Source organism: Streptomyces spiroverticillatus (assembly GCA_014650415.1).
Classification (GTDB): Bacteria; Actinomycetota; Actinomycetes; order Streptomycetales; family Streptomycetaceae; genus Streptomyces; species Streptomyces spiroverticillatus.
In genome coordinates, this window is record BMUX01000019.1 from 115,828 (window position 1) to 137,280 (window position 21,453).

The 21,453-nt window shown below is 72.6% G+C and carries 18 protein-coding genes; 5 read left to right on the forward strand and 13 right to left on the reverse strand.

Translation table 11 applies throughout. The features are described 5' to 3' along the window. Window positions 1–140 precede the first annotated feature (140 nt). Window positions 141–908 carry a hypothetical protein gene (locus IE269_RS35685; protein ID WP_189827435.1) on the forward strand — a complete coding sequence of 256 codons (768 nt, stop codon included), beginning with the start codon at window positions 141–143 and terminating at the stop codon, window positions 906–908. 66 nt (window positions 909–974) lie between these two features. Here IE269_RS35685 and IE269_RS35690 read toward each other — a convergent pair whose 3' ends face one another. From IE269_RS35690 to IE269_RS35705, 4 genes are all read right to left on the reverse strand, one after another. Beyond that, window positions 975–3,194 (reverse strand): NADP-dependent isocitrate dehydrogenase, encoded by a 2,220-nt coding sequence (locus IE269_RS35690; protein WP_189827436.1) that lies wholly within the window; start codon window positions 3,192–3,194, stop codon window positions 975–977. A 180-nt stretch (window positions 3,195–3,374) separates the two neighbouring features. After that, entirely contained in the window at window positions 3,375–4,286 is a 912-nt protein-coding gene (locus IE269_RS35695) for a sigma-70 family RNA polymerase sigma factor (RefSeq protein ID WP_189827437.1), read from the reverse strand. Window positions 4,287–4,457: 171 nt separating this feature from the next. Continuing rightward, the gene (locus IE269_RS35700) at window positions 4,458–4,832 is read right to left on the reverse strand and encodes a nuclear transport factor 2 family protein (protein ID WP_189827438.1); all 375 of its coding nucleotides are present in this window, start codon (window positions 4,830–4,832) and stop codon (window positions 4,458–4,460) included. A gap of 127 nt (window positions 4,833–4,959) precedes the next feature. Further along, window positions 4,960–6,462, reverse strand: coding sequence for a carboxylesterase/lipase family protein (locus tag IE269_RS35705; protein WP_189827439.1), 1,503 nt, complete (start codon window positions 6,460–6,462; stop codon window positions 4,960–4,962). 171 nt (window positions 6,463–6,633) lie between these two features. On the opposite strand from IE269_RS35705, the gene IE269_RS35710 reads away from it, so the two are divergent. After that, a complete protein-coding gene (locus tag IE269_RS35710; protein WP_189827440.1) occupies window positions 6,634–8,151 on the forward strand; it encodes a glycosyltransferase family 39 protein in 1,518 nt (505 codons plus the stop codon). 68 nt (window positions 8,152–8,219) lie between these two features. Here the strand turns inward: IE269_RS35710 and IE269_RS35715 are convergent, their stop codons facing one another. Next, a complete protein-coding gene (locus tag IE269_RS35715) occupies window positions 8,220–8,411 on the reverse strand; it encodes a DUF1918 domain-containing protein (RefSeq protein ID WP_189827441.1) in 192 nt (63 codons plus the stop codon). Window positions 8,412–8,479: 68 nt separating this feature from the next. Next, entirely contained in the window at window positions 8,480–9,466 is a 987-nt protein-coding gene (locus IE269_RS35720; RefSeq protein ID WP_189827442.1) for a DMT family transporter, read from the reverse strand. On the opposite strand from IE269_RS35720, the gene IE269_RS35725 reads away from it, so the two are divergent. Then, window positions 9,465–10,901, forward strand: coding sequence for an aminotransferase-like domain-containing protein (locus IE269_RS35725; protein ID WP_189827443.1), 1,437 nt, complete (start codon window positions 9,465–9,467; stop codon window positions 10,899–10,901). The genes IE269_RS35720 and IE269_RS35725 overlap by 2 nt on opposite strands. A gap of 7 nt (window positions 10,902–10,908) precedes the next feature. Here IE269_RS35725 and IE269_RS35730 read toward each other — a convergent pair whose 3' ends face one another. After that, a complete protein-coding gene (locus tag IE269_RS35730) occupies window positions 10,909–11,295 on the reverse strand; it encodes a barstar family protein (RefSeq protein ID WP_189827444.1) in 387 nt (128 codons plus the stop codon). A 62-nt stretch (window positions 11,296–11,357) separates the two neighbouring features. Then, window positions 11,358–12,575 carry a glycoside hydrolase family 10-like protein gene (locus IE269_RS35735; protein WP_229898135.1) on the reverse strand — a complete coding sequence of 406 codons (1,218 nt, stop codon included), beginning with the start codon at window positions 12,573–12,575 and terminating at the stop codon, window positions 11,358–11,360. Between the two features lie 182 nt (window positions 12,576–12,757). On the opposite strand from IE269_RS35735, the gene IE269_RS35740 reads away from it, so the two are divergent. Together IE269_RS35740 and IE269_RS35745 are read left to right on the forward strand one after the other, a co-directional pair. Then, window positions 12,758–13,618: a 3-hydroxybutyryl-CoA dehydrogenase gene (locus tag IE269_RS35740; protein ID WP_189827445.1), complete on the forward strand. Its 861-nt coding sequence runs from the start codon at window positions 12,758–12,760 to the stop codon at window positions 13,616–13,618. 212 nt (window positions 13,619–13,830) lie between these two features. Then, window positions 13,831–14,088: a hypothetical protein gene (locus IE269_RS35745; RefSeq protein WP_189827446.1), complete on the forward strand. Its 258-nt coding sequence runs from the start codon at window positions 13,831–13,833 to the stop codon at window positions 14,086–14,088. Window positions 14,089–14,100: 12 nt separating this feature from the next. Here the strand turns inward: IE269_RS35745 and IE269_RS35750 are convergent, their stop codons facing one another. The 5 genes from IE269_RS35750 to pheS all read right to left on the reverse strand — a co-directional run bounded on the left by IE269_RS35750 (window position 14,101) and on the right by pheS (window position 21,418). Then, window positions 14,101–14,661, reverse strand: coding sequence for an NUDIX domain-containing protein (locus IE269_RS35750; protein WP_189827447.1), 561 nt, complete (start codon window positions 14,659–14,661; stop codon window positions 14,101–14,103). A gap of 98 nt (window positions 14,662–14,759) precedes the next feature. Then, on the reverse strand, window positions 14,760–16,112 hold the full coding sequence (locus IE269_RS35755) for an NsdA family TPR-like regulatory protein (protein ID WP_189827448.1): 1,353 nt from the start codon (window positions 16,110–16,112) through the stop codon (window positions 14,760–14,762). A gap of 264 nt (window positions 16,113–16,376) precedes the next feature. Further along, window positions 16,377–17,576, reverse strand: a complete 1,200-nt coding sequence (locus IE269_RS35760) for a PP2C family protein-serine/threonine phosphatase (protein ID WP_189827449.1) — start codon at window positions 17,574–17,576, stop codon at window positions 16,377–16,379. A 183-nt stretch (window positions 17,577–17,759) separates the two neighbouring features. Then, the gene (gene pheT, locus IE269_RS35765; RefSeq protein ID WP_189827450.1) at window positions 17,760–20,288 is read right to left on the reverse strand and encodes a phenylalanine--tRNA ligase subunit beta; all 2,529 of its coding nucleotides are present in this window, start codon (window positions 20,286–20,288) and stop codon (window positions 17,760–17,762) included. Further along, the gene (pheS, locus tag IE269_RS35770) at window positions 20,288–21,418 is read right to left on the reverse strand and encodes a phenylalanine--tRNA ligase subunit alpha (protein WP_189827451.1); all 1,131 of its coding nucleotides are present in this window, start codon (window positions 21,416–21,418) and stop codon (window positions 20,288–20,290) included. The genes pheT and pheS overlap by 1 nt, the downstream gene beginning before the upstream one ends. Window positions 21,419–21,453: the final 35 nt, after the last annotated feature.

The following is a 21,453-nucleotide window of genomic DNA, read 5'->3' on the forward strand; positions in this document are numbered from 1 at the left end:
CCCCGCACGCCCGGCACGGGAGGTCTCCCCACAGCGCCGGGGCGAGGGGCGAGACCCCTCGGCCGTACTGCCCCAGGAGCAGTGCACCTGCCTCCCCGAGGACGACGACCCGCGAGCCCCTGCGGCGGAGGCTGGAGCACATGATGACGACCCTCGCCCCCGCCCCGCGTGCCCTGCGTCCCGTCGAGCGTGCCTGTGTGCTGGTCGGTCTGCTGCTCTTCGCGGCCGGGCTGCTGCATCTCGCGGTCTTCGTGGTGGACGGCGGGCCCTGGTACGGGCCCGTGTCCTGGCGCAAGCCCGTCACCTTCGGGCTGTCCTTCGGCGTGACGCTGCTCGCGGTGGCGTGGGTGGCGTCGTACCTGCGGATCGGCGAGCGGACGCGGAACGTCGTGCTCGGGCTGTTCGCGGCGGACTGCGTGCTGGAGGTCGGCGGGATCACCCTCCAGGCGTGGCGGCGCAGGCCCTCGCACCTCAACATGGAGACCACCTTCGACACCGTGGTGTCCATGGGGCTCGCGGTGGGCGGGGTGCTGCTCGTGGTGCTGCTGACGGTGCTGGCCGTGGCGGTGTTCCGGCGGGGAGCGGGAGGCCCCGCCGGGATGCCGCTCGCGCTGCGGGCCGGGTTCGCGTACCTGCTGGTGGGGCTGGCCTCGGGGGCGGTGATGATCGCGCGCGGGGTGATCCTGACCCGTACCGGACACCAGGTGGACGCGTACGCCTCGACGGGCGTGCTCAAACCCCTGCACGGGGTGAGCCTGCACGCGGTGCTGGTGCTGCCCGCGCTGGCGTGGCTGATGGACGTCCGTACGACGTGGAGTGCGGAGGTACGGGAGCGGGTCGTGCGGGGTGGGGTGTGGGCGTACGGAGTGGCTGCGGCGGGAGCCCTGGCCTGGGGGCTCGTGGCCTGAACGCGGGACTGCCCCGGCCGGTGAAGCACCGGCCGGGGCAGTCCTGTTGACACAGCGTCAGGAGGCTCAGGCGAGCGTGGAGAGCGCCTCGTTCAGCGTCTTCGACGGGCGCATGACGGCCGAGGCCTTCTTGGCGTCCGGCTGGTAGTAGCCGCCGATCTCGACCGGCGAACCCTGCACGGCGATCAGCTCGGAGACGATGGTCTCCTCCTGCTCGGCGAGCTTCGCGGCCAGCGAGCCGAAGGCCTCCGCGAGCGCGGCGTCGTCGGTCTGCTTGGCCAGCTCCTGGGCCCAGTACAGAGCCAGGTAGAAGTGGCTGCCGCGGTTGTCGATGCCGCCCAGCTTGCGGCTCGGGGACTTGTCCTCGTTGAGGAAGGTGCCCGTGGCGCGGTCCAGGGTGTCGGCGAGCACCTGGGCACGCGCGTTGCCCGTGGTGGTGGCCAGGTGCTCGAAGGAGACGGCCAGCGCCAGGAACTCACCGAGGGAGTCCCAGCGGAGGTAGTTCTCCTTGACGAGCTGCTGGACGTGCTTCGGGGCGGAGCCGCCGGCGCCCGTCTCGAAGAGGCCGCCGCCGTTCATCAGCGGGACGACGGAGAGCATCTTGGCGCTGGTGCCCAGCTCCAGGATCGGGAAGAGGTCCGTCAGGTAGTCACGGAGCACGTTGCCGGTCACCGAGATGGTGTCCTCGCCGCGGCGGATGCGCTCCAGGGAGTACGCGATGGCCTTGACCGGCGACATGATCTCGATGGTGAGACCGTCGGTGTCGTGGTCGCCGAGGTACTTCTTCACCTTGGTGATGAGCTGCGCGTCGTGGGCGCGCTCCTCGTCCAGCCAGAACACGGCCGGGACGCCGGTGGCGCGGGCGCGGGTGACGGCCAGCTTGACCCAGTCCTGGATCGGGAGGTCCTTGGTCTGGCACATGCGGAAGATGTCACCGGCGCCGACGACCTGCTCCAGGACCACGTTGCCCGCGGCGTCCACGACGCGGACGGTGCCCGTGGCCGGGATCTCGAAGGTCTTGTCGTGGGAGCCGTACTCCTCGGCCTTCTGCGCCATCAGGCCGACGTTCGGGACGGAGCCCATGGTGGCCGGGTCGTAGGCACCGTGGGCGCGGCAGTCGTCGATGACGACCTGGTAGATGCCCGCGTACGAGGAGTCCGGGAGGACGGCGAGGGTGTCGGCCTCGTTGCCGTCCGGGCCCCACATGTGGCCGGAGGTGCGGATCATGGCCGGCATCGAGGCGTCGACGATGACGTCGGACGGCACGTGCAGGTTGGTGATGCCCTTGTCGGAGTCGACCATGGCCAGCTCGGGGCCCTCGGCCAGCTCGGCGTCGAAGGAGGCCTTGATCTCGGCGCCCTGCGGCAGGGCCTCCAGGCCCTTGTAGATGCCGCCGAGGCCGTCGTTCGGGGTCAGACCGGCGGTGGCGAGCACGTCGCCGTACTGGGCGAAGGTCTTCGGGAAGAAGGCGCGGACCACGTGGCCGAAGATGATCGGGTCGGAGACCTTCATCATCGTGGCCTTGAGGTGCACGGAGAAGAGCACGCCCTCGGACTTGGCGCGGGCGACCTGCGCGGTGAAGAACTCGCGCAGCGCGGCGACGCGCATCACGGAGGCGTCGACGACCTCACCGGCGAGGACCGGTACGGACTCGCGCAGGACGGTGGTGTTGCCGTCGTCGCCGACCAGCTCGATGCGGAGCGAGCCCGCCTCGGCGATCGTGGCGGACTTCTCGGTGGAGCGGAAGTCGTCGGCGCCCATGGTGGCGACGTTGGTCTTGGACTCCGGGGTCCACTTGCCCATGCGGTGGGGGTGGGCCTTGGCGTAGTTCTTGACCGAGGCGGGGGCGCGGCGGTCGGAGTTGCCCTCGCGCAGGACCGGGTTGACGGCGCTGCCCTTGACCTTGTCGTAACGGGCGCGGACGTCCTTGTCCTCGTCGGACTTCGGGTCGTCCGGGTAGTCCGGGAGCGCGTAGCCCTGCGCCTGGAGCTCGGCGATCGCGGCCTTCAGCTGCGGGATCGAGGCCGAGATGTTGGGCAGCTTGATGATGTTGGCGCCGGGCGTCTTGGCCAGCTCGCCGAGCTCGGCGAGGGCGTCATCGATCCGCTGCTCCTCCTTCAGGCGCTCGGGGAAGCTCGCGATGATGCGGCCGGCCAGGGAGATGTCACGGCTTTCGACCGTGACACCGGCCGTGGAGGCGTAGGCCTCGACGACGGGCAGGAACGAATACGTCGCGAGGGCCGGGGCCTCGTCGGTGTGCGTATAGATGATGGTCGAGTCAGTCACCGGGTACTCCGCTCCACGTCTGCAACATTGCTTGACGTCAAGATATCTCGTGGGCGGGGGTGAGGGTGACGTGGGGGCGGCGGCCCCCGGGGTTCCGGGCCGCGCCCCCTGCGGTTCGGGGCCGCCCGGCCGCCGGGCCCCGGGGGCGGGCAGTCCGCGCCCGCCCCCGCGACCTGCGGTTCACGCCTCCAGGAAGCTCACGTCCAGGGTGGCGAGGCGGTCCGGGTCGGCCAGGATGTTCAGTTCGAGGATCTTGCCGTCGACGATGGTGAAGTCCATGACGCCCATGACCTTCCCGTCGATCACGTTGATCAGCCCGGGGACACCGTTGACCAGCGCGGGCCGCGCGTACTGCGCCGCCTGCCGGAACATGAGCGCGTTCGAGACGACCTCCCGCGCCCCCCGGACCACCTTCGACAGCGGCGACGTCCCCGCGTCCGCCCGCAGCACGCACTGCGGGTCGAGGAGGGAGAGCAGCCCGTCGAAGTCCCCGCCCCGGGACGCCGCCAGGAAGGCGGAGACCACCTCGCGCTGCCGGGAGGCGTTGGTGTCGGGCGCGGGGGCCGTGCCCTGGACCCTGCGGCGGGCCCGGCTGGCGAGCTGCCGGGTGGCCGCCGGGGTGCGGTCGACCAGCGGGGCGATCTCCTCGAAGGGGACGGCGAACATGTCGTGCAGGACGAAGGCGAGCCGTTCGGCCGGGCCGAGCGTCTCCAGTACGACCAGCAGTGCGAGCCCCACCGAGTCCGCCAGCAGCGCCTGCTGCTCCGGGTCCGCCTCGTCGTCCCTGCGCAGGATCGGGTCCGGCACGTGGGTGTCGGAGAGGGGGTCCAGCGGGTCCTCGCGGCGGGTGGTGCGCGAGCGGAGCTGGTCGAGGCAGACCCGGGCGACGACGGTGGTCAGCCAGCCGGGCAGGTTGTCGATGGTGGCGGGGTCCTGTCTGCCGAGTCTCAGCCAGGCCTCCTGGACGGCGTCCTCCGCCTCGGCGGAGGAACCGAGCATCCGGTAGGCGACCCCGCGCAGCCGGTCCCGGTTTGCCTCGAACTGGCCCGCCAGGAAGTCGGGTCCTTCGGCTGCGGTGCGTATCGGTTCCATGGCGCAGGGCCCCCGTGTCTCTCGTCGTGAGGTCGCGGCCCCTTCTCGTACGGCCGCAACTGGTTGACGACCGCCGTACGGAGAATGTGACGGGCCGGGCCAACAAGGCTCCCGGCCTCACCACTTGACCCGCACGGCCCGCACCGTACGGACGATCTTGCGTACGGTAACTCAGGCTCCCGGGAGGCGGTCCAGGAAGCCCTTCACGTTCGCGACCCGGCCGTCCGCCGCGACGGTGGCCACGTCGAAGCCCGCGATGGGCGCGGAGCCGTCCGTGAGGGAGACCAGCTCCCAGTGGAAGCGGACGATGTCGTGGTGCCCGTCGGGCTCGTCGGCGAGCCGGAACTCGAAGCCGGGGAACTGGGCGTGCGCCCCGGCGATCATCTCCGTCACCTCCGCGTGCCCGCGCACGTCGGCGACCGGGTCGGTGTAGGCGGCGTCCTCCGTGAAGGCGACCGCGACGGCCTTGGCGAGGTCGTCGGGCCCGGTGCCGGCGTTCCAGGCGGCGAAGTAGTTCTGGAGGGCGGTGCGGAAGTCGATGCTCATGGCGGGGTTCCCTGTCGTGTCGTTCGTACGGTTCCGGAGGTGCCGCCGGTGGTTTCCCCGGCGGCACGCCCACGGTCTCCCAACCCCGCACGGGCGTCGATTACTCCGCAGGTAACGCCCGCCCCGCTCAGGGCCGTTCGGGTCCGAGGTCCACCCCCTGCCAGGCCGCTCGCGGCGGGCCGTCTGCGGTGGCCGCTCCCCAGATCCGCACCGCGTCGCCCTCCCCGCCCTCGTACGGCTTCCAGCCCGGGTCGCCGGTCGCCGCGAACCCGGCCCAGGCACTGACCAGTTGGGCGGCCAGCTCGTCGTCCTCGGCCGTCGGGGGGCCGCCGATGAGGAATTCCAGGGCGGGATCGTGGTGGTTGCCGAAGGCGAAGGGGATGTCCGCGCAGTGCCAGGCCCGCACCAGGGGCGTGCCGTCGGCGTCGGTGCGGCGGCGGGCGAAGCGGGAGAGGAAGGTGCGGCCCCCGGCGCGGACGTGGGCGTCGGCGACGCGGTGGGTGTACTCGCAGAAGGCCCGGTCGCCCAGGAGCGCGAGGTAGAGGTCGAGGACGGACGCGTCCGGCAGCCGGTCCCGGTAGGCGGCGACGAGGGAGGCGGGGAAGTCGAAGTCGGCGCAGAACTGCGCGAGTTGCGCCTCGGTGGTCACCTTCACGGTGCTGCCGACGGCGTCGAAGAGCCGGCTCTCCTCGGTGGTGTGGCAGACCAGCAGGTCCACTCCGGCGAGCGGGGCGGCGGCGTGCGCGGCGAGGGGGTCGGCGGGCAGGTCGGTGCCGTCGGCGACCGGACCGTACAGCACGGGGTCGTAGTGCCTGTGGCCCGTCCCGGCGTCCTGCTTCCAGGACCGCGCCACCCGGTCGGACGCGGCCACCAGCGCCTCGGGGGACGCCCCGAGCAGGCCCTTTGCCGTGGCCGGGACCCCGGCTTCGGCGGCGACCTCACGGGTGACGTGCCCGGCCAGCTCCGGCGAGAAGTACGGCCCGACCGCGCTGTGCGCGACGACCCTGCGGAACAGCCCGCGCGCCTCCTCCCGCAGCAGCAGGCTCGCCGCCGCCGTGGCCCCCGCGGACTGTCCGGCGACGGTGACGCGGTCGGGGTCGCCGCCGAAGGCCGCGATGTTCGCGGCGACCCAGCGCAGCGCGGCGAGCTGGTCGAGCAGGCCGCGGTTCTCCGGGAACCCGGGCACCTGCCCGAACCCCTCGAAGCCGAGCCGGTAGTTGAGCGTGACGACCACCAGTCCGGCGCGGGCCAGGACCGTACCGTCGAAGTCGGGCTGGGCACAGGAGCCGAAGGTGTACGCGCCGCCGTGCAGCCACACGAGGACCGGGACGACCGAACTTCCCTCTTGCGCCCAGATGTTGAGGGTGAGCACGTCCTCGTCGCCGGGCGACCAGGAGGGCGCTTCGGGCAGTTCGGCGGACTGCGGGGCGACGGGACCGTACGCGGTGCAGTCGCGTACGCCGTCCCAGGGTGCGGGCGGCTGAGGGGCCCGGAAGCGGTGCGGGCCGAACGGCGGTGCGGCGTAAGGGATTCCGAGGTGGGAGACGATGCCGGGGGCGGCCGTCGCTCCCCGGACGAGGCCCTCGCACACACGGATCGGAGCGGGGCGGGGGTGCGCGGGCTGCGGCATGCGGGCGGGACTCCTCGGGGTGGGCGAGGGGCCACCGTAGCGGTCGCCCCGGCGGCGATCACGGGGTTTTCGGTCCCGGAGGGGGCCGCGGGACACCACGTATCCGACTTGACCGATTCGTTGCGGTACGAGGTCTTCTGGCGGGGGCGTCGCGGCCGTAGGCTCCGGCCCGTGTACGACAAGGGTCAGACCCTCTTCGAGGCCCGGGCGCTCCACCCCTTCGCCACCGCTCCCGTCGCCGCCGTGTGCGTCGTCGCGGCGGGGCTCCTCACCGCCCTGTCGGGCCGGTACGGCTACCACCGTGACGAGCTGTACTTCCTGGTCGCCGGGGACCATCCGGACTGGGGGTACGTGGACCAGCCGCCCCTGACCCCGCTGCTGACCAGGGCGTTCAGTTCCGTCTTCGGGGACAGCCCGGCGGGGCTGCGGGTGGCGGGGACGCTGGCCTGCGTACTGCTGGTGCTGCTGGTGGCGGCGGTGGCGCGGGAGCTGGGCGGGGACCGGCGGGCGCAGCTTCTTGCGGCGGTGCTCGCGGCGACGTCGACGTTCGTGCTGGCCGTGGGGCACATCGTGACCACGGCGACGTACGACCTGGTGGCGTGGCTGGCGATCGGCTGGCTGTTCCTGCGGCTGCTGCGCAGCGGCAACCCGCGCTGGTGGGCGCCGGTCGGGGCGGCCGTCGGGATCGGCATCCAGAACAAGTACCTGGTGGCGATGCTGGTCGCCGCCCTGCTCGGCGGGCTCGCGGTGGCCGGGCCCCGACGGCTGTTCCGCAGCGGCTGGCTGGGGGTGGGGGTGGCCCTCGCCGTGCTGATCGCCTGGCCCAATCTGTGGTGGCAGGAGCAGCACGGGTGGCCCCAGCTCACCGTCGCGGGCGGCATCGTGGCCGACGACGGCACCGAGAACCGGCTCCTGTTCGTACCGCAGCAACTGCTCTTCCTGTCGCCGTTGTACGTGCCGGTGTGCGTGGTGGGGTGGCTGCGGCTGTGGCGGGACGCGCGGGTGGGGTGGGCGCGGGCGGTGGCATGGGCGTATCCGCTGCTGTGCCTCCAGGTGATCGGCACGGGCGGCAAGCCGTACTACGCGCTGCCGCTGCTGCTCGTACTGCTGGCGGCGGGGTGCCCGCCGGCGGTGCGGTGGCTGGCGGGCGGGGCGCGCCGGGTGCGGCGGGGGCTGCTGGCCGGTGCGGTCGCCGTGACGGCGGCGATGAGCCTGGCGGTGGGGCTGCCGGTGCTGCCGGCGAACCAGGTGGAGTGGGTGAACGGGATCAACCCGGAGCAGGGCGAACAGGTGGGCTGGCCGCAGTTCGCCGACGCGGTGGCGGCGGGGTGGCAGCGGATACCGCCGGGCGAGCGGGCCCGGTCGGTGATCTTCACGCAGAACTACGGGCAGGCGGGTGCGCTCGTACGGTACGGGCCTGCGCGGGGGCTGCCCGCGCCGTACTCGGGGCACATGAGCTTCGCCGACTGGGGTCCACCGCCGGACAGCGCGACGGGGCGCGTGCTGGTGGTGCTGCAACGGGGCACCGAGGGCGGGACCGGGGGCTTCTTCCGCGGGTGCGAGGGGGTGGGGCGGGTGGACAACGGGGCGGGCGTCGCCAACGAGGAGCAGGGCGCGACGGTGGAGCTGTGCGCGGGGACGGCGTCCCCCTGGTCCACGCTGTGGCCGCGACTGCGCCACTTCTACTGACCCGGCGGGGCCGTCGCGGCTGCGCCACTTCTACTGACCCGGCGGGGCCGTCGCCCCGCCGCTCGCGGCTACGTCCCCTCGCGGTGCCTCACCACCGTGTCCGGACCCGGCGACATCACCGTCTCGTGCCCGTCCTCGAACCGCACCCGGTACGGCGGCAGCCCGTCCGCCCCGAGCACCTCCACGATCTCCGCGACCCGGTCCCGCTGCCCCACGATCCTGCCGTGCGTCAGTAACAGATCGCCCACGTTCGCCCGCATCGCCACTGACCTCCAGAGGTCGGCTCGGAAGCGCCAAGTTTAGTGCGGAGCAGAGGAGTTGACGCCTCTCAGGCCCGGACCCGCTGGGTGACCGCGATGCACACCAGCACCGCGACCGCCGCGACCGGCGCCGCCATCGGCAGCACCTCACCCAGCAGCAGCACCGACCACACCAGCGTCAACAGCGGCTGCGCGAGCTGGAGTTGGCTGGCCCGGGCGACCCCGATCTCCGCCATCCCCCGGTACCAGACCACCAGGCCCAGGAACTGCGAGCCGATCGCCACCCACAGCAGCCCGGACAGGGCCTTGGCCGTCAGGTGCACCGGTTCCGCGGCGAGTGCGACGGCCGCCGTCGGCAGCGCCACCGGCAGGCACATCACCAGCGCCCACCCGATGACCTGCCAGCCCGGCATCACCCGGGCCAGCCGGCCGCCCTCGGTGTATCCGGCGGCGCACACCAGCAGCGCCCCGAAGAGGTAGAGGTCGGCGCCCGACAGCGCGCCCCCGCTCTGCTGCACGGTGAAGGTGATCACCACGGCCGCTCCGGCGAGCGCCGCCGCCCAGAAGGCGCGGGAGGGGCGGTGCCCGGTGCGTACGGCGGAGAAGACCGCGGTGGTCAGAGGCAGCAGGCCCACGACCACGGCCGCGTGGGCGGTCGTCGAGGTCCGCAGGGCGAGGGTGGTGAGCATCGGGAAGCCGAGGACGACCCCGATGCCGACGACGGCCAGGCCGCCCCAGTGCCACCGCTCCGGCACGGGCACGCGCAGGGCGAGCAGCGCGCCGCCCGCAACGAGGGCCGCGAGGACGCTCCGTACGGACACCAGCGTCCAGGGCCCGAAACCGTCGAGCCCCCAGGCGGTGGCGGGAAAGGTGAGCGAGAAGGCGACGACCCCGAGCGCGGCGAGCACGGTGCCGGTGCGGGCCGGACTCCCGCCGCCCACCGGGATCGGGGTGCGGTGTGCGCCGGCGAGCTCCCCCGGCGTGCGCCCCGAGTGCTTCGGTGAGCCGTCAACTGCTATCGCCTCACGGGCAGTAGCGCTATTGTCTGCGTTCATGCACGAGCGTAGCAGCGTCTCTGAACTGGCATCAGCCCTTCGCACGGATCTTCACCGCTACTCCCCCGGTGGAAAGCTGCCGTCCAGCCGGGCCCTCGTCGAGCGGTACCGGGTCAGCCCGGTGACCGTCTCCCGGGCGCTCGCCCGGCTCGCCGCCGAGGGGCTCGTGGAGACCCGGCCCGGCGCGGGGGCGTTCCGGACGGCCGACCGGCGTACGGAGGCGCGGGCGCCCGGCGACACGTCCTGGCAGGAGGTCGCGCTCAGCGCCGAGGGGGCCACCGACCATGCGCCGCGTGCGGTCGACGCGACGGGTCTGCTGGTCACCCTGTCCGCGCCCGCCGTCGGAGTGATCGAGTTCAACGGGGGCTATCTGCACGCCTCCCTCCAGCCGGAGCAGGCCATGGCCGCCGCCCTCGCCCGCGCCGGGCGGCGGCCGGGGGCGTGGGGGCGGCCGCCCGTCGAGGGCGTCGACGAGCTGCGCGAATGGTTCGCGCGGGGCATCGGCGGGGCGATCGGCGCCGCCGACGTACTGATCGCGGCAGGCGGTCAGAGCGCGCTGACCACCACGCTGCGCGCCCTCGCGCCGCCCGGCTCGGCCGTGCTGGTCGAGTCGCCGACGTACCCCGGAATGCTCGCCATCGCGCGGGCGGCCGGGCTGCGGCCGGTACCGGTGCCGGTGGACGCGGACGGTGTACGTCCCGACCTCCTCGAAGCCGCCTTCCGGGCCACCGGGGCCCGGGTCTTCATCTGCCAGCCCCTCTTCCAGAACCCGACCGGCGCGGTGCTCTCCGACGCGCGCCGCCCGGAGGTCCTGCGCATCACGCGGGCGGCAGGGGCCTTCCTGGTGGAGGACGACTTCGTACGACGCCTGGTGCACGCGGACGCGGGACCGCTGCCCCGGCCGCTGGCCTCGGACGACCACGAGGGCGTCGTCGTGCACGTCTGCTCGCTGACGAAGGCGACCTCACCCAGCTTCCGGGTGTGCGGGCTGGCGGCGCGCGGCCCGGTGCTGGAGCGGCTGCGGTCCATCCAGGTCGTGGAGAACTTCTTCGTGCCGCGCCCCCTCCAGGAAGCGGCGGTCGAACTGGTCGGCTCCCCGGCCTGGCCGCGCCATCTGCGCACGGTGTCGGCGCAGCTGCGCGACCGCCGCGACACCCTGGTCTCCGCCCTGCGCCTGCACCTCCCCGAGCTGTCCCTCCCCCACATCCCCTCCGGCGGCTACCACCTGTGGCTGCGCCTGCCGGACGGGGTGGACGAGACCTCGATGGTGTCCGCCGCACTGCGCGCGGGGGTGGCCGTCGCACCGGGCCGCCCGTACTTCAGCGCGGAGCCGTCGGCGGCGCACATCCGGCTGAGCTTCGCGGCGGTGGCGAGCACGGCGGAACTCAACGAGGGCGTACGAAGACTGCGTACGGCCTGCGAATCCCTGGCCTGACCGGGGCTCACTTCAGCCGCAGCTCGACGGAGTGCTCGCGGAAGACGTCGAGGGCGGAGTCGAAGTAGGCGACCAGGTGGGTGCGGGCGACCTCGGAGTCCTCCCACTCCAGGGTGAAGGGGGCGGTGGCGCCGAAGCCGCCGCGCAGGCAGTCGTTGAGGGCGTCGAGGTTGCCGCCGAAGTACCCGCCGGGCCCGTTGATCGCCTCCCCGAGGGCGAGGAAGAGGGCGGACCGGTCGGTGACGTGCTTGCCGTGGAGGGTGTAGGTGGTCCCGGCGGGGTCGTCGGCCCGGGGGAGCACTTCGGCGAAGTGTGCGTCCTGCACCTCGGCGAGCCGGGCCCGACGCGCTTCGGGATCGAGGGCGGTCCAGGGACGGGTGACGTGATCGCTCATGGCCGCATTCTGCGGCGCGACCGGGCGGGGCGCGCGGGCAGCGGCGACGGCTGCCCCCGCGATCAGTAGTGGTCCGCCACCACCCTCCCCATCGCCCCGATCCGGTCCGCCCCCACCTCCCGCCCCGAGAAGAAGACGTGCCCCCGCACCTCCGGGAAGGTCCCGGCCAGCGTCAGGTGGCGCGACAGCTCCGCCGGGTCCTGCCACGCCGCCGGCTGCGCGGGGTCCCCCGCCTTGTACAGCGCCTCACCGACGTACAGGTCGACGCCACTGCCCCGCACCGCCCCCGCCCACCACTCCACCAGCTCCGCGTAGTCCGCCTGCCCGAACCCCACATTCCAGTACAACTGCGGGCAGACGTAGTCGAGCCACCCCTCCCGCACCCACTTCCGTGTGTCCGCGTACAGGTCGTCGTAGGTCCCCACCCCCGCCCGGGTCCGCGACCCCTCCGGATCCCGGTCGGCATTGCGCCACACCCCGAAAGGGCTGACCCCGAACCGCACCCCCGGCCGCACCTGCCGGATCCGCTCGCCCGTCTCCCGTACGAGCAGATCCGTCGTGTGGCGCCGCCAGTCCCCCACCGACGCGAAGCCGCCCCCGTACCGCGCGAAGGCGTCCGCGTCGTCGAAGGTCTCCCCCTCCACCGGATACGGGTAGAAGTAGTCGTCGAAGTGCACGGCGTCCACCGGGTACCGCCGCACCGCGTCCAGCATCGCGTCCTGCACGAAGCGGCGGACCTCCGGCAGCCCGGGGCGGTAGTAGAGCTTCCCGCCGTACGGGACCACCCACCCCGGGTGCACCCGCGCCGGATGGGACGGGACGAGCCGTGTGGGGTCTGTGTGATTCGCCACCCGGTACGGGTTGAACCAGGCGTGCAGCTCCAGCCCCCTGCGGTGGGCCTCCTCCACGGCCGTCCCCAGGGGGTCCCAGCCGGGGTCCTGCCCCTGCTTCCCGGTGAGGCACTCCGCCCACGGCTCGTGCGGCGAGGGCCACAGCGCGTCGGCGGTCGGCCGGACCTGGAAGATCACCGCGTTGAGCTTCCTGCGTACCGCCGTGTCCAGATGAACCAGCAGCTCAGCGCGCTGTTGATCAGCGGTGAGGCCCTTGCGGGACGGCCAGTCCCGGTTGGCGACGGAGGCCAGCCACATGCCCCGCATCTCCGTCCGCCGACGCGGCTGCCGGGGCGACCGCGGCCGGGCCGCGGAGCTTCCCGTCAGAGCCAGCGCACCGAGCACCCCGACCGCTCCGGCCACAAGCCGCCTTCGTGCGACATGTCCCACAAAACAACACCTCACCGCTCCGGTACGGACCCGCTGTCCGGCACAGCATGCCCGCCCTCCCGCCCTGAACCCGTCAGGCGCGGAGTAACGTCGGGGGTTCACGGCGGGCCCCCGGAGACACCGGCAGGGCCCCCGGACCCAAGAGCGCGACCAGAGCGTGACCGTAGAGCGAAAGGCACGATGTGACCGACATCGAACGCGTCGGAGTGGTGGGCTGCGGCCAGATGGGCGCCGGCATCGCGGAGGTGTGCGCCCGCAGCGGCCTTGAGGTCAAGGTCGCCGAGACCACGGGCGAGGCCCTGGAGATCGGCCGTACCCGCCTCTACAACTCCCTCTCGAAGGCCGCCGAGCGCGGCAAGATCTCCGAGGAGGAGCGCGACGCGGCGCTGGGGCGCCTGAGCTTCACCACCGACCTCGGCGAGTTCGCCGACCGCGACCTCGTGATCGAGGCCGTCGTGGAGAACGAGCAGGTCAAGACGGAGATCTTCCAGGTCCTGGACCAGGTGGTGACCCGCCCGGACGCGATCCTGGCGTCCAACACCTCCTCCATCCCGCTGGTGAAGCTGGCCGTCGCCACCTCCCGGCCGGACGCCGTCATCGGCATCCACTTCTTCAACCCGGCCCCCGTGCAGAAGCTCGTCGAGCTGATCCCGGCCCTCACCACCTCCGAGGGCACGATCAGCCGGGCGCACGCCATGGTGGAGAAGATCCTCGGCAAGCACGCCATCCGCGCCCAGGACCGCTCGGGCTTCGTGGTGAACGCGCTGCTGATCCCGTACCTGCTCTCCGCGATCCGGATGTTCGAGTCGGGCATCGCGTCCCGCGAGGACATCGACAACGGCATGGAGCTGGGCTGCGCCCACCCGATGGGCCCGCTGAAGCTGGCGGACCTGATCGGTCTGGACACGGTCGCCTCGGTGGCGGACTCGATGTACGCCGAGTTCAAGGAGCCGCTGTACGCGGCCCCGCCGCTGCTCCAGCGGATGGTCGACGCGGGCCGCCTCGGCCGCAAGACGGGCTCGGGCTTCTACCCGTACGGCTAGATCCACCGGATCCGTACGGCTGATCCCCGCCTCGTACACAGCGTGACCGACGCCCCCCGCACTCCTGATTCGCACGGAGTGTGCGGGGGCGCGCGCGGTGTGCGGGGTGTGCTCGCATATGCCCCGAACACACGCTCCCGCCCTGCACACAAAGGGAGTTGACTCACCGTCACAACAACCGAGTCGACTCTCCCGTGAAGGAGCGGAACATCGTGACCACCGACCCCGAGCAGAGCGTGGTCGTAGACGAACTCGCGGAGGTCCGCCGACGCCTCGACGTGGGACTGGCCCACATCGAGGGACGGCTCGCCGTGCAGACGCTGCGTGACGACCAGAACGACAAGGACCTCGCCGAACTGGTCGCCCGCGTCAGCGCCCTGGAGCACACCCGCTGGCCGCTGCCCGCGGTGGCGGCGCTCACCGCACTCGGTGCGCTCGCCGTCGCCGTGTGGCAGGCCCTCGGGCGCTGAACCACAACCCGACTACCTGCTGGACCCGGAGGCCAACTCCCCCTGGCCCAGCCTGAGGTGATAGAGCATCAGCAGCCCGGCCGCCATATTGGCGGCCGGGACCTCACCCCGGGCGATCATGTCCGGGATCAGCTTCAGCGGTATCCACTCACGGCGCGAGGACTCGAAGTCGTCCTCGGGGTAGCCGGTGTACGTGGCCCCCTCCGCCCAGTACAGGTGGTGCCGGGCGTCGGTGAGGCCGTTGGACGGCTCGACGGTGAGCAGATGGCGCAGCGGCCCCGGCCGCCACCCCGTCTCCTCCTCCATCTCGCGCGCCGCTGCCGCTTCGACCTCCTCGCCGTCCTCGACGACGCCCGCGGCCAGTTCCCAGCCCCAGCTGTCAGTGATGAAGCGGTGGCGCCAGAGCATCAGCACCTCGTTCGCCTCGTTGACGGCGGTCGCTACGGCCACCGCGCGCAGACGGATGAGGAAGTGGTCCAGATGACGGCCGTTGGGGAGTTCGACGTCCGCGAGATTCACCCGGAACCACGGGTTCTCGTACACAGTTTGTTCGTTTAGGTTCGTCCACTGCACAGTTCTGCCACCTTCCGGCATGGAGATGCACGTAGATGGCAACATCGCAGTAGCGCAGCGCTGGGGGAACCAGCGCCCGGCGGCCCTTTGCAGGTGCCTTACAGGGGAATGCGCAGTGCCCCGTCGATCATTTCGGCCGCCTCGTCGGCCTCGGCACAGCCGCTGGCCGCCAGGTGTTCGCGCACGGCCCGCAGTCGGTCTCTCAGCCGCTGGGACTCCATGCCCCGCGCCTGCTCGGCCATCTCGACCGCGGTGGCCACGGCCCGGTCGGCCTCCCCCTGCCGCAGTTCGACATGGGTGAGGATCGCGAGCCGGTGCACCCGGCCGCGGTCGTGTGCGCGGGTGTCGACCGCCGCCGCCGCGTGCTCCCGCGCGGTGGTGAGGTCCCCCATGCTGAGCAGCGCCTCCGCCACCTGCACGTTGACCAGGCCCGGTTGTACGTACCCGGTCTCGTCCGGCTCGCTGCCGGGGCGGATGCGGTCGGCGGCCTTCTCGGCCCGCCGGATGCAGGCGAGCGCACTCGCCTGGTCCCCGAGGTGGGCGTAGGACTTGGCCTGCATGGCGTAGAGGTCTGCGGCGAGCGCCGGGGTGATTTCACGCCCGGCGGCCCGCAGTGCGGCCTCGGCGAAGGCGACCGCCTGGCGGTACTCCCGCATGAACAGCGACTGGTTGACGAGCAGGGCGATGACGTACGCGCCGAGCCCCCGGTCGCAGCTGGCCTTGGCGAGCCGCAGCGCCTGGTGGAAGTAGCGCTGGGCGAGCCCCTGGGCGTCGGAGTCGTAGGCGCAGATGCCCGCGATGGCCACCAACCCCCCTGTCGCGCGGTGGAGTTGACGGCCTGTCGCGTCGTTGTAGCCGCCGCGCAGCAGGGGCGCGGTCTCGGAGTTGAGGAAGCCGACGATGCGGGTGCGGGTCGCGATGCCGCCGGCCTTGCGATACATCTGCTCGTAGTGCGCCCGGGCGGCCTTGAGGGTCTCGATGTCCGCGAGGTTCACCTGGGCCTGCCCGGACCGGGAGACGTCGCTGTCCTCGGGCGGGTTCTCCCACTCCCAGACCGGCATCACGGCGGGTGTGCCGGTGACGGCGGGTGCACCGAGGACGTGCGGGCGCTGCTGTTCGTCGGAGCGCCACAGGGCGGTGGCCCGCTCCACGAAACCGGAGAGGGTGGAGTGGGAACCGCTGTCCGGGGGCATCGTCTCGCCCCGCATTCCGCCGAGGCCGATGTCGTCGAGGGCGACCTGCCGGTGCAGCCGGGTGCTGAGCACCTCGCAGATCAGGTCGGGGGCCTGGCCGCGTGGGCGCTGCCCCTTGAGCCAGCGGCGGACCGCCGTGTGGTCGTAGCGGAGCGCCAACCCCCGTTTCTTTCCCGCCTGGTTGACGTGGGCGGCAAGGCCCGCCTGGGAGATCCCCGCTTCGTCGAGCAGGGCGTCGAGGAGTGCATTGGGCTGCATGGGAGCGCCTCCGGGTGACGTCAGTCGTGGACCAGCGTAGTACCGGGGCATTCACACGGGGGGTGAACGGAATGCCTGCATCCACCCCCTTCACCCACTCCCGCCGCACCCCGTGAATCGGTTGACTGAACTGCCTCGCAAGAGGCGGCCGGGCCGTCGGCTCCCCCCTCCATCAGTGCGGCGGCCCGTTCCCCACCCCCGCCCGCCCCGCCCGGCCGACCTGCATCTCCGGGCCGGGGCGGGCGGCCTCGCCGCCGACTCCCCTCAGTGCCGCGAGGGTTCGGGGTGCTGCTGCCTGGCGGACGGGCCGCCGCCCTGGGTGGGCACCCGCAGCCGGTCGTTGCGCAGCACCACCAGCGCCACGTCGTCGGACACCAGCCCGCCCGTGTGCCGCAGCAGCGCCCGCTGCACCCGCTCGACGACCGCGCCGGGCGAGGCGGGCAGCACCGCCGCCGCCCCGGCGAGCGCCTCCCGCAGCGGGAAGAAGGCGCCGTTCGCGTCACGGGCGTCCTCCGCGCCGTCCGTGTGCAGCACCAAGAAGTCACCGGGCAGCAGGGTCACGCAGTGCTGCACGGGCAGGTCGGCGGGGAGCGGGAAGGGGCCGAGCGGCGGCAGCGGGTCCCCGCCCGCCACCGGTTCGGCCGTCCTGCGCAGCCGGTAGGGCCAGGGGTGGCCGCAGTTGAGCGCGCGCACCTCGCCGTTCTCGTGGATCTCCAGCAGCAGTACGGTGACGAACTCCTCCAGCAGCGGGCTGTCCGCCGGGGCCCCCTCGGTGGCGGGGTGCTCGTCGCGGGCCCGCTCGCGCAGGTGGCGTTGCAGGGCGCGCTCCAACCTCCGCATCACACCGGCGAGTTCGGCCTCGTCATGGGCGGCCTCGCGGAAGCTGCCGAGGAGGGCGGCGACGGTGCCGATCGGGGTGAGTCCGTGGCCCCGCACGTCGCCGATGACCACGCGCACCCCGTGCACCGTCGACATCACCTCGTACAGGTCCCCGCCGACGACCGCGCCCTCACCGGCCGACAACTGCCCCGCGGCCAGGGCGAGTCCGTCGAGCCGGGCGGGCAGCGGGCGCAGCAGCACCTCCTGCGCGGCCCGGGCCACCTCCTTGGCCCGGCGCAGGTCCCGCAGCGGCCCGATCCGCACCCGCAGCATCAGGACCGCGCCGGCCAGCAGGAAGCCGCAGCAGGTGAGGAGGCCGGGCAGGACGCCGGGGCTGTCGGAGAGCGGGCAGACCAGTTCCCACAGGACGACGACGGCGACCCACAGGACGAGGAGCGCGGCCAGGCAGGCGGACCGCGCCCAGGCGAGCACGCGGCGCGCGGCCCGGTGCCCGAAGCCCTCCCCGTACCGCCTGCCGGAGCCGCCCGCGCACCTGTGGACCAGTCGCTGCCGGAGGCTCGGGCCCGCCCGCCGCCCGGGGGCTTCGCCGGAGCCGTACCGGAGCCCCGTCCTGTGTCGGATCATTTCCGGACGGCCCCCTCGGAGCGCTAGGCAGCGGTGCGGCCGGTCGGCCGGAACGATTGTGTCTACCGTTCGTGCCGCTATGCGTACATCGCCCGTGGATCTCACCCAAATGAGTGAGGGGCACACCCGTGTCCCGGATGTGCCCCTCGGTAACGCCCTCAACGGGAGTTACTCATACGGGTGTTACGCGCCGCGAAGCACGGCGCCCGTGTGCTCGGCCGCGAGCGCCACCGCCGCGTCGCGGGCGGCCGAGGCCTCCTCGACGGTGAGCGTGCGGTCGGCGGCGCGGAAGCGCAGCGCGTACGCGAGGGACTTCTTGCCCTCGCCGAGCTGCTCGCCGGTGTAGACGTCGAACAGGCGGATGTCCTCCAGGAGTTCACCCGCTCCCTTGCGCAGCCATCCCTCGACGACGACGTTCGGGATGTCCGCGTCGACGACCAGGGCGACGTCCTGGGTGGCGACGGGGAAGGTGGAGATCCTGGGTGCGACGAGCGCGCCCTGTCCCGCCTGCTCCAGCACGTCCAGGTCCAGCTCCATCGCGCAGGTGCGCTCGGGCAGGTTCATCGCCTTGATGACGCGCGGGTGCAGTTCACCGGCGTACCCGATGACCTTCGCCTCGCCGTCCACGACGACCGACAGCGCGGCGCACCGGCCCGGGTGCCACGGCGCGTTCGCCGCGGCGGCCACGAGCAGCTCGGCACCGGCCTCGCGGGCCAGCGCACGGGCGGACTCGACGGCGTCGGCCCAGGTCGCCGGGCGGCCCTTGCCCCACCAGCCGGCCTGCTCGCGGGCGCCCGCGAGGACGACGGCGGCATGCCGGGGCTGGGCGGGCAGCGAGGCATTGAGCTCGGCGATCTGCTCGTCGGTGGGACGGCGGTCGACGGGCAGGCGCACCGCCTTGGTCTCCTCGCCCGAGGGCAGGAAGACCAGACCGGTCTCGAAGAGCGCCAGGTCGTGGCTGCCGCGCCCGTCGTTGCGGCGCAGCGCACCGAGCAGGCCCGGGAGCAGCGTCGTACGGAGCGCGGGCTCCGTGTCGGCGAGCGGGTTGACCAGCTTGACGGTACGGCGGCGGTCGTCGTCGGCGGCCAGCTGGAGCTGGTCGAAGGCGGCGTCCCCGACGAACGGGTAGTTCAGCGCCTCGACGTAACCGGCACCGGCCAGCGCACGGCCGATGCGGCGCTGCAGCCGCTGGCGCTCGGTGAGACCGCGGCCGGACGGCGGGGTCGGCAGCGTGGAGGGCAGGTTCTCGTAGCCCTCCAGCCGGATGACCTCTTCGGCCAGGTCGTTCGGGAACGCCAGGTCGGGGCGCCAGGACGGCACGGTCACGACGAGCTCGTCGGTGCCGTAGACGTCGCAGCCGACCTCCTGGAGGCGGCGCACGACGGTCTCGCGGCCGTAGGCGACGCCCGCGACGCGGTCCGGGTGGTCCGCGCCCATGGAGATGGTGCGGGGCGCGGAGGGCGCGATGACCTCGGTGACCCCGGCCTCGGCGGTGCCGCCCGCGAGCAGCACGAGCAGGTCCACCGTGCGCTGCACGGCGGCCGGGCCGGCCTCGGGGTCGACGCCGCGCTCGAAGCGCTTGGACGCCTCGGAGGACAGCTTGTGGCGGCGGGAGGCGCGCGCGATGGTGAGCGCGTCGAAGTGCGCCGCCTCGATGACCAGCTCGGTGGTGCCCTTGGCCTCACCGGTCTCCGCGTCGATCTCGACGTCGGCGACCTCGGTGTTCGCACCGCCCATGACGCCGGCCAGGCCGATGGGGCCCCGGTCGTCGGTGATGACGAGGTCCTCGGCGTCCAGGACGCGCTTGGCGCCGTCGAGCGTCGTGAACTTCTCGCCCTGCTCGGCGCGGCGGACACCGATGGTGCCCTGGACGCGCGAGCGGTCGTAGGCGTGCAGCGGCTGACCCAGCTCCAGCATCACGTAGTTCGTGATGTCGACGGCGAGCGAGATCGGGCGCATGCCCGCCTTCTGGAGGCGTCGCTGCATCCAGATCGGCGAACGGGCCTCGGGGTCGAGCCCGGTGACGGTGCGCGCGGTGAAGCGGTCGCAGCCCTGCGGGTCGCTGATCTTCACCGGGTAGCCGTACGAGTTCGGGGCAGGGACGTCGAGCAGTGCCGGGTCGCGCAGGGGCAGCCCGTACGCGGTGGCGGTCTCGCGGGCGATGCCGCGCATGGACAGGGCGTAACCCCGGTCCGGCGTCACCGCGATGTCCAGCACCTCGTCGACGAGCTCCAGCAGCTCGATGGCGTCGGTGCCCGGCTCGTACTCCGGCGGCAGCACGATGATGCCGTGCGTGCCGTCGTCGCCCATGCCCAGCTCGTCGCCGGAGCAGATCATGCCGTGCGAGGTCTTGCCGTACGTCTTGCGCGCGGCGATCGCGAAGTCGCCGGGCAGCACCGCGCCCGGGAGGACCACGACGACCTTGTCGCCGACGGCGAAGTTGCGCGCGCCGCAGACGATCTCCTGCGGCTCGCCGGTGCCGTTGGCGGAGCCGACGTCGACCGTGCAGAAGCGGATCGGCTTCTTGAAGCCCTCCAGCTCCTCGATGGTCAGGACCTGGCCGACGACCAGCGGGCCCTTGATGCCGCCGCCGGTCTGCTCGACCGTCTCGACCTCAAGTCCTGCGGACACCAGCTTGGCCTGCACGTCACGGCCGGTCTCGGTGGCGGGGAGGTCTACGTACTCCCGCAGCCAGGAAAGCGGGACCCGCATCAGATCTCCATCCCGAAGGGCCGAGTGAAACGCACGTCACCCTCGACCATGTCTCGCATGTCTTCCACGTTGTGCCGGAACATCAGCATCCGCTCGATGCCGAAGCCGAAGGCGAACCCGCTGTACTTCTCCGGGTCGACGCCGCAGGCCGTAAGGACCTTCGGGTTGACCATGCCGCAGCCGCCCAGCTCGATCCAGCCCTCGCTGCCGCAGGTGCGGCAGGGACGGTCCGGGTTGCCGACGGACTCGCCGCGGCAGACGTAGCAGACCATGTCCATCTCGGCGGACGGCTCGGTGAAGGGGAAGTAATGCGGGCGCAGCCGGGTCTTCACGCCCTCGCCGAAGAGCGCCTGGACCATGTGGTCCAGGGTGCCCTTGAGGTCGGCCATGGTCAGGCCCTCGTCGACGGCCAGCAGCTCGATCTGGTGGAAGACCGGGGTGTGCGTGGCGTCGAGCTCGTCGGTGCGGTAGACGCGGCCGGGGCACACGACGTACACGGGCGGCTCGCGGCGCTCGAGCAGCGCGCGCGCCTGCACCGGCGAGGTGTGCGTGCGCAGCACGACACCCGACTCGTCGGTCTTCTTGCCGTCGGCACCCTGCACGAAGAAGGTGTCCTGCATCTGCCGCGCCGGGTGGTCCGGCACGAAGTTCAGGGCGTCGAAGTTGAACCACTCGGCCTCGACCTCGGGGCCCTCGGCGACCTCGTAGCCCATCGCCACGAAGACGTCGGCAACGCGCTCCATGAACGTGGTCAGCGGGTGGCGGGCGCCGGCCGGGACGCGGTCGTACGGCAGCGTGACGTCGACGGCCTCCTCGACCAGCACGCGCTCGTCGCGCTCGGCCTCCAGCACCGCCAGACGGGCGGCGAGGGCCTTGTTGACGGCGCCGCGCGCCATGCCGACGCGCTTGCCCGCCTCGGCCTTGGCCTGGGGCGGGAGCGCGCCGATCTCGCGGTTGGCGAGGGACAGCGGCGAGGTGGGCCCGGTGTGCGCGGTCTTGGCGTGCGTGAGCGCGTCGAGGTCGGCGGCGGCCTCGAAGGCGGCCAGCGCCTCGTCCCGCATGCGCTCGATCTCTTCGGGTTTCAGCGCCTCGACCTCGACAGGGTCGTACGACTTATTGGGTGCGGACATCTCTTCCCGTACTTCCGATGGCTGGTGGGCGGCCC

Excerpts from the sequence above, each read along its gene's own strand:
- IE269_RS35685 (WP_189827435.1), top strand. The coding sequence starts at position 141 with ATGATGACGACCCTCGCCCCCGCCCCGCGTGCCCTGCGTCCCGTCGAG.
- IE269_RS35695 (WP_189827437.1), bottom strand. The coding sequence starts at position 4,286 with ATGGAACCGATACGCACCGCAGCCGAAGGACCCGACTTCCTGGCGGGC.
- IE269_RS35700 (WP_189827438.1), bottom strand. The coding sequence starts at position 4,832 with ATGAGCATCGACTTCCGCACCGCCCTCCAGAACTACTTCGCCGCCTGG.
- IE269_RS35705 (WP_189827439.1), bottom strand. The coding sequence starts at position 6,462 with ATGCCGCAGCCCGCGCACCCCCGCCCCGCTCCGATCCGTGTGTGCGAG.
- IE269_RS35715 (WP_189827441.1), bottom strand. The coding sequence starts at position 8,411 with ATGCGGGCGAACGTGGGCGATCTGTTACTGACGCACGGCAGGATCGTG.
- IE269_RS35725 (WP_189827443.1), top strand. The coding sequence starts at position 9,465 with ATGCACGAGCGTAGCAGCGTCTCTGAACTGGCATCAGCCCTTCGCACG.
- IE269_RS35720 (WP_189827442.1), bottom strand. The coding sequence starts at position 9,466 with ATGAACGCAGACAATAGCGCTACTGCCCGTGAGGCGATAGCAGTTGAC.
- IE269_RS35730 (WP_189827444.1), bottom strand. The coding sequence starts at position 11,295 with ATGAGCGATCACGTCACCCGTCCCTGGACCGCCCTCGATCCCGAAGCG.
- IE269_RS35755 (WP_189827448.1), bottom strand. The coding sequence starts at position 16,112 with ATGCAGCCCAATGCACTCCTCGACGCCCTGCTCGACGAAGCGGGGATC.
- IE269_RS35760 (WP_189827449.1), bottom strand. The coding sequence starts at position 17,576 with ATGATCCGACACAGGACGGGGCTCCGGTACGGCTCCGGCGAAGCCCCC.
- pheT (WP_189827450.1), bottom strand. The coding sequence starts at position 20,288 with ATGCGGGTCCCGCTTTCCTGGCTGCGGGAGTACGTAGACCTCCCCGCC.
- pheS (WP_189827451.1), bottom strand. The coding sequence starts at position 21,418 with ATGTCCGCACCCAATAAGTCGTACGACCCTGTCGAGGTCGAGGCGCTG.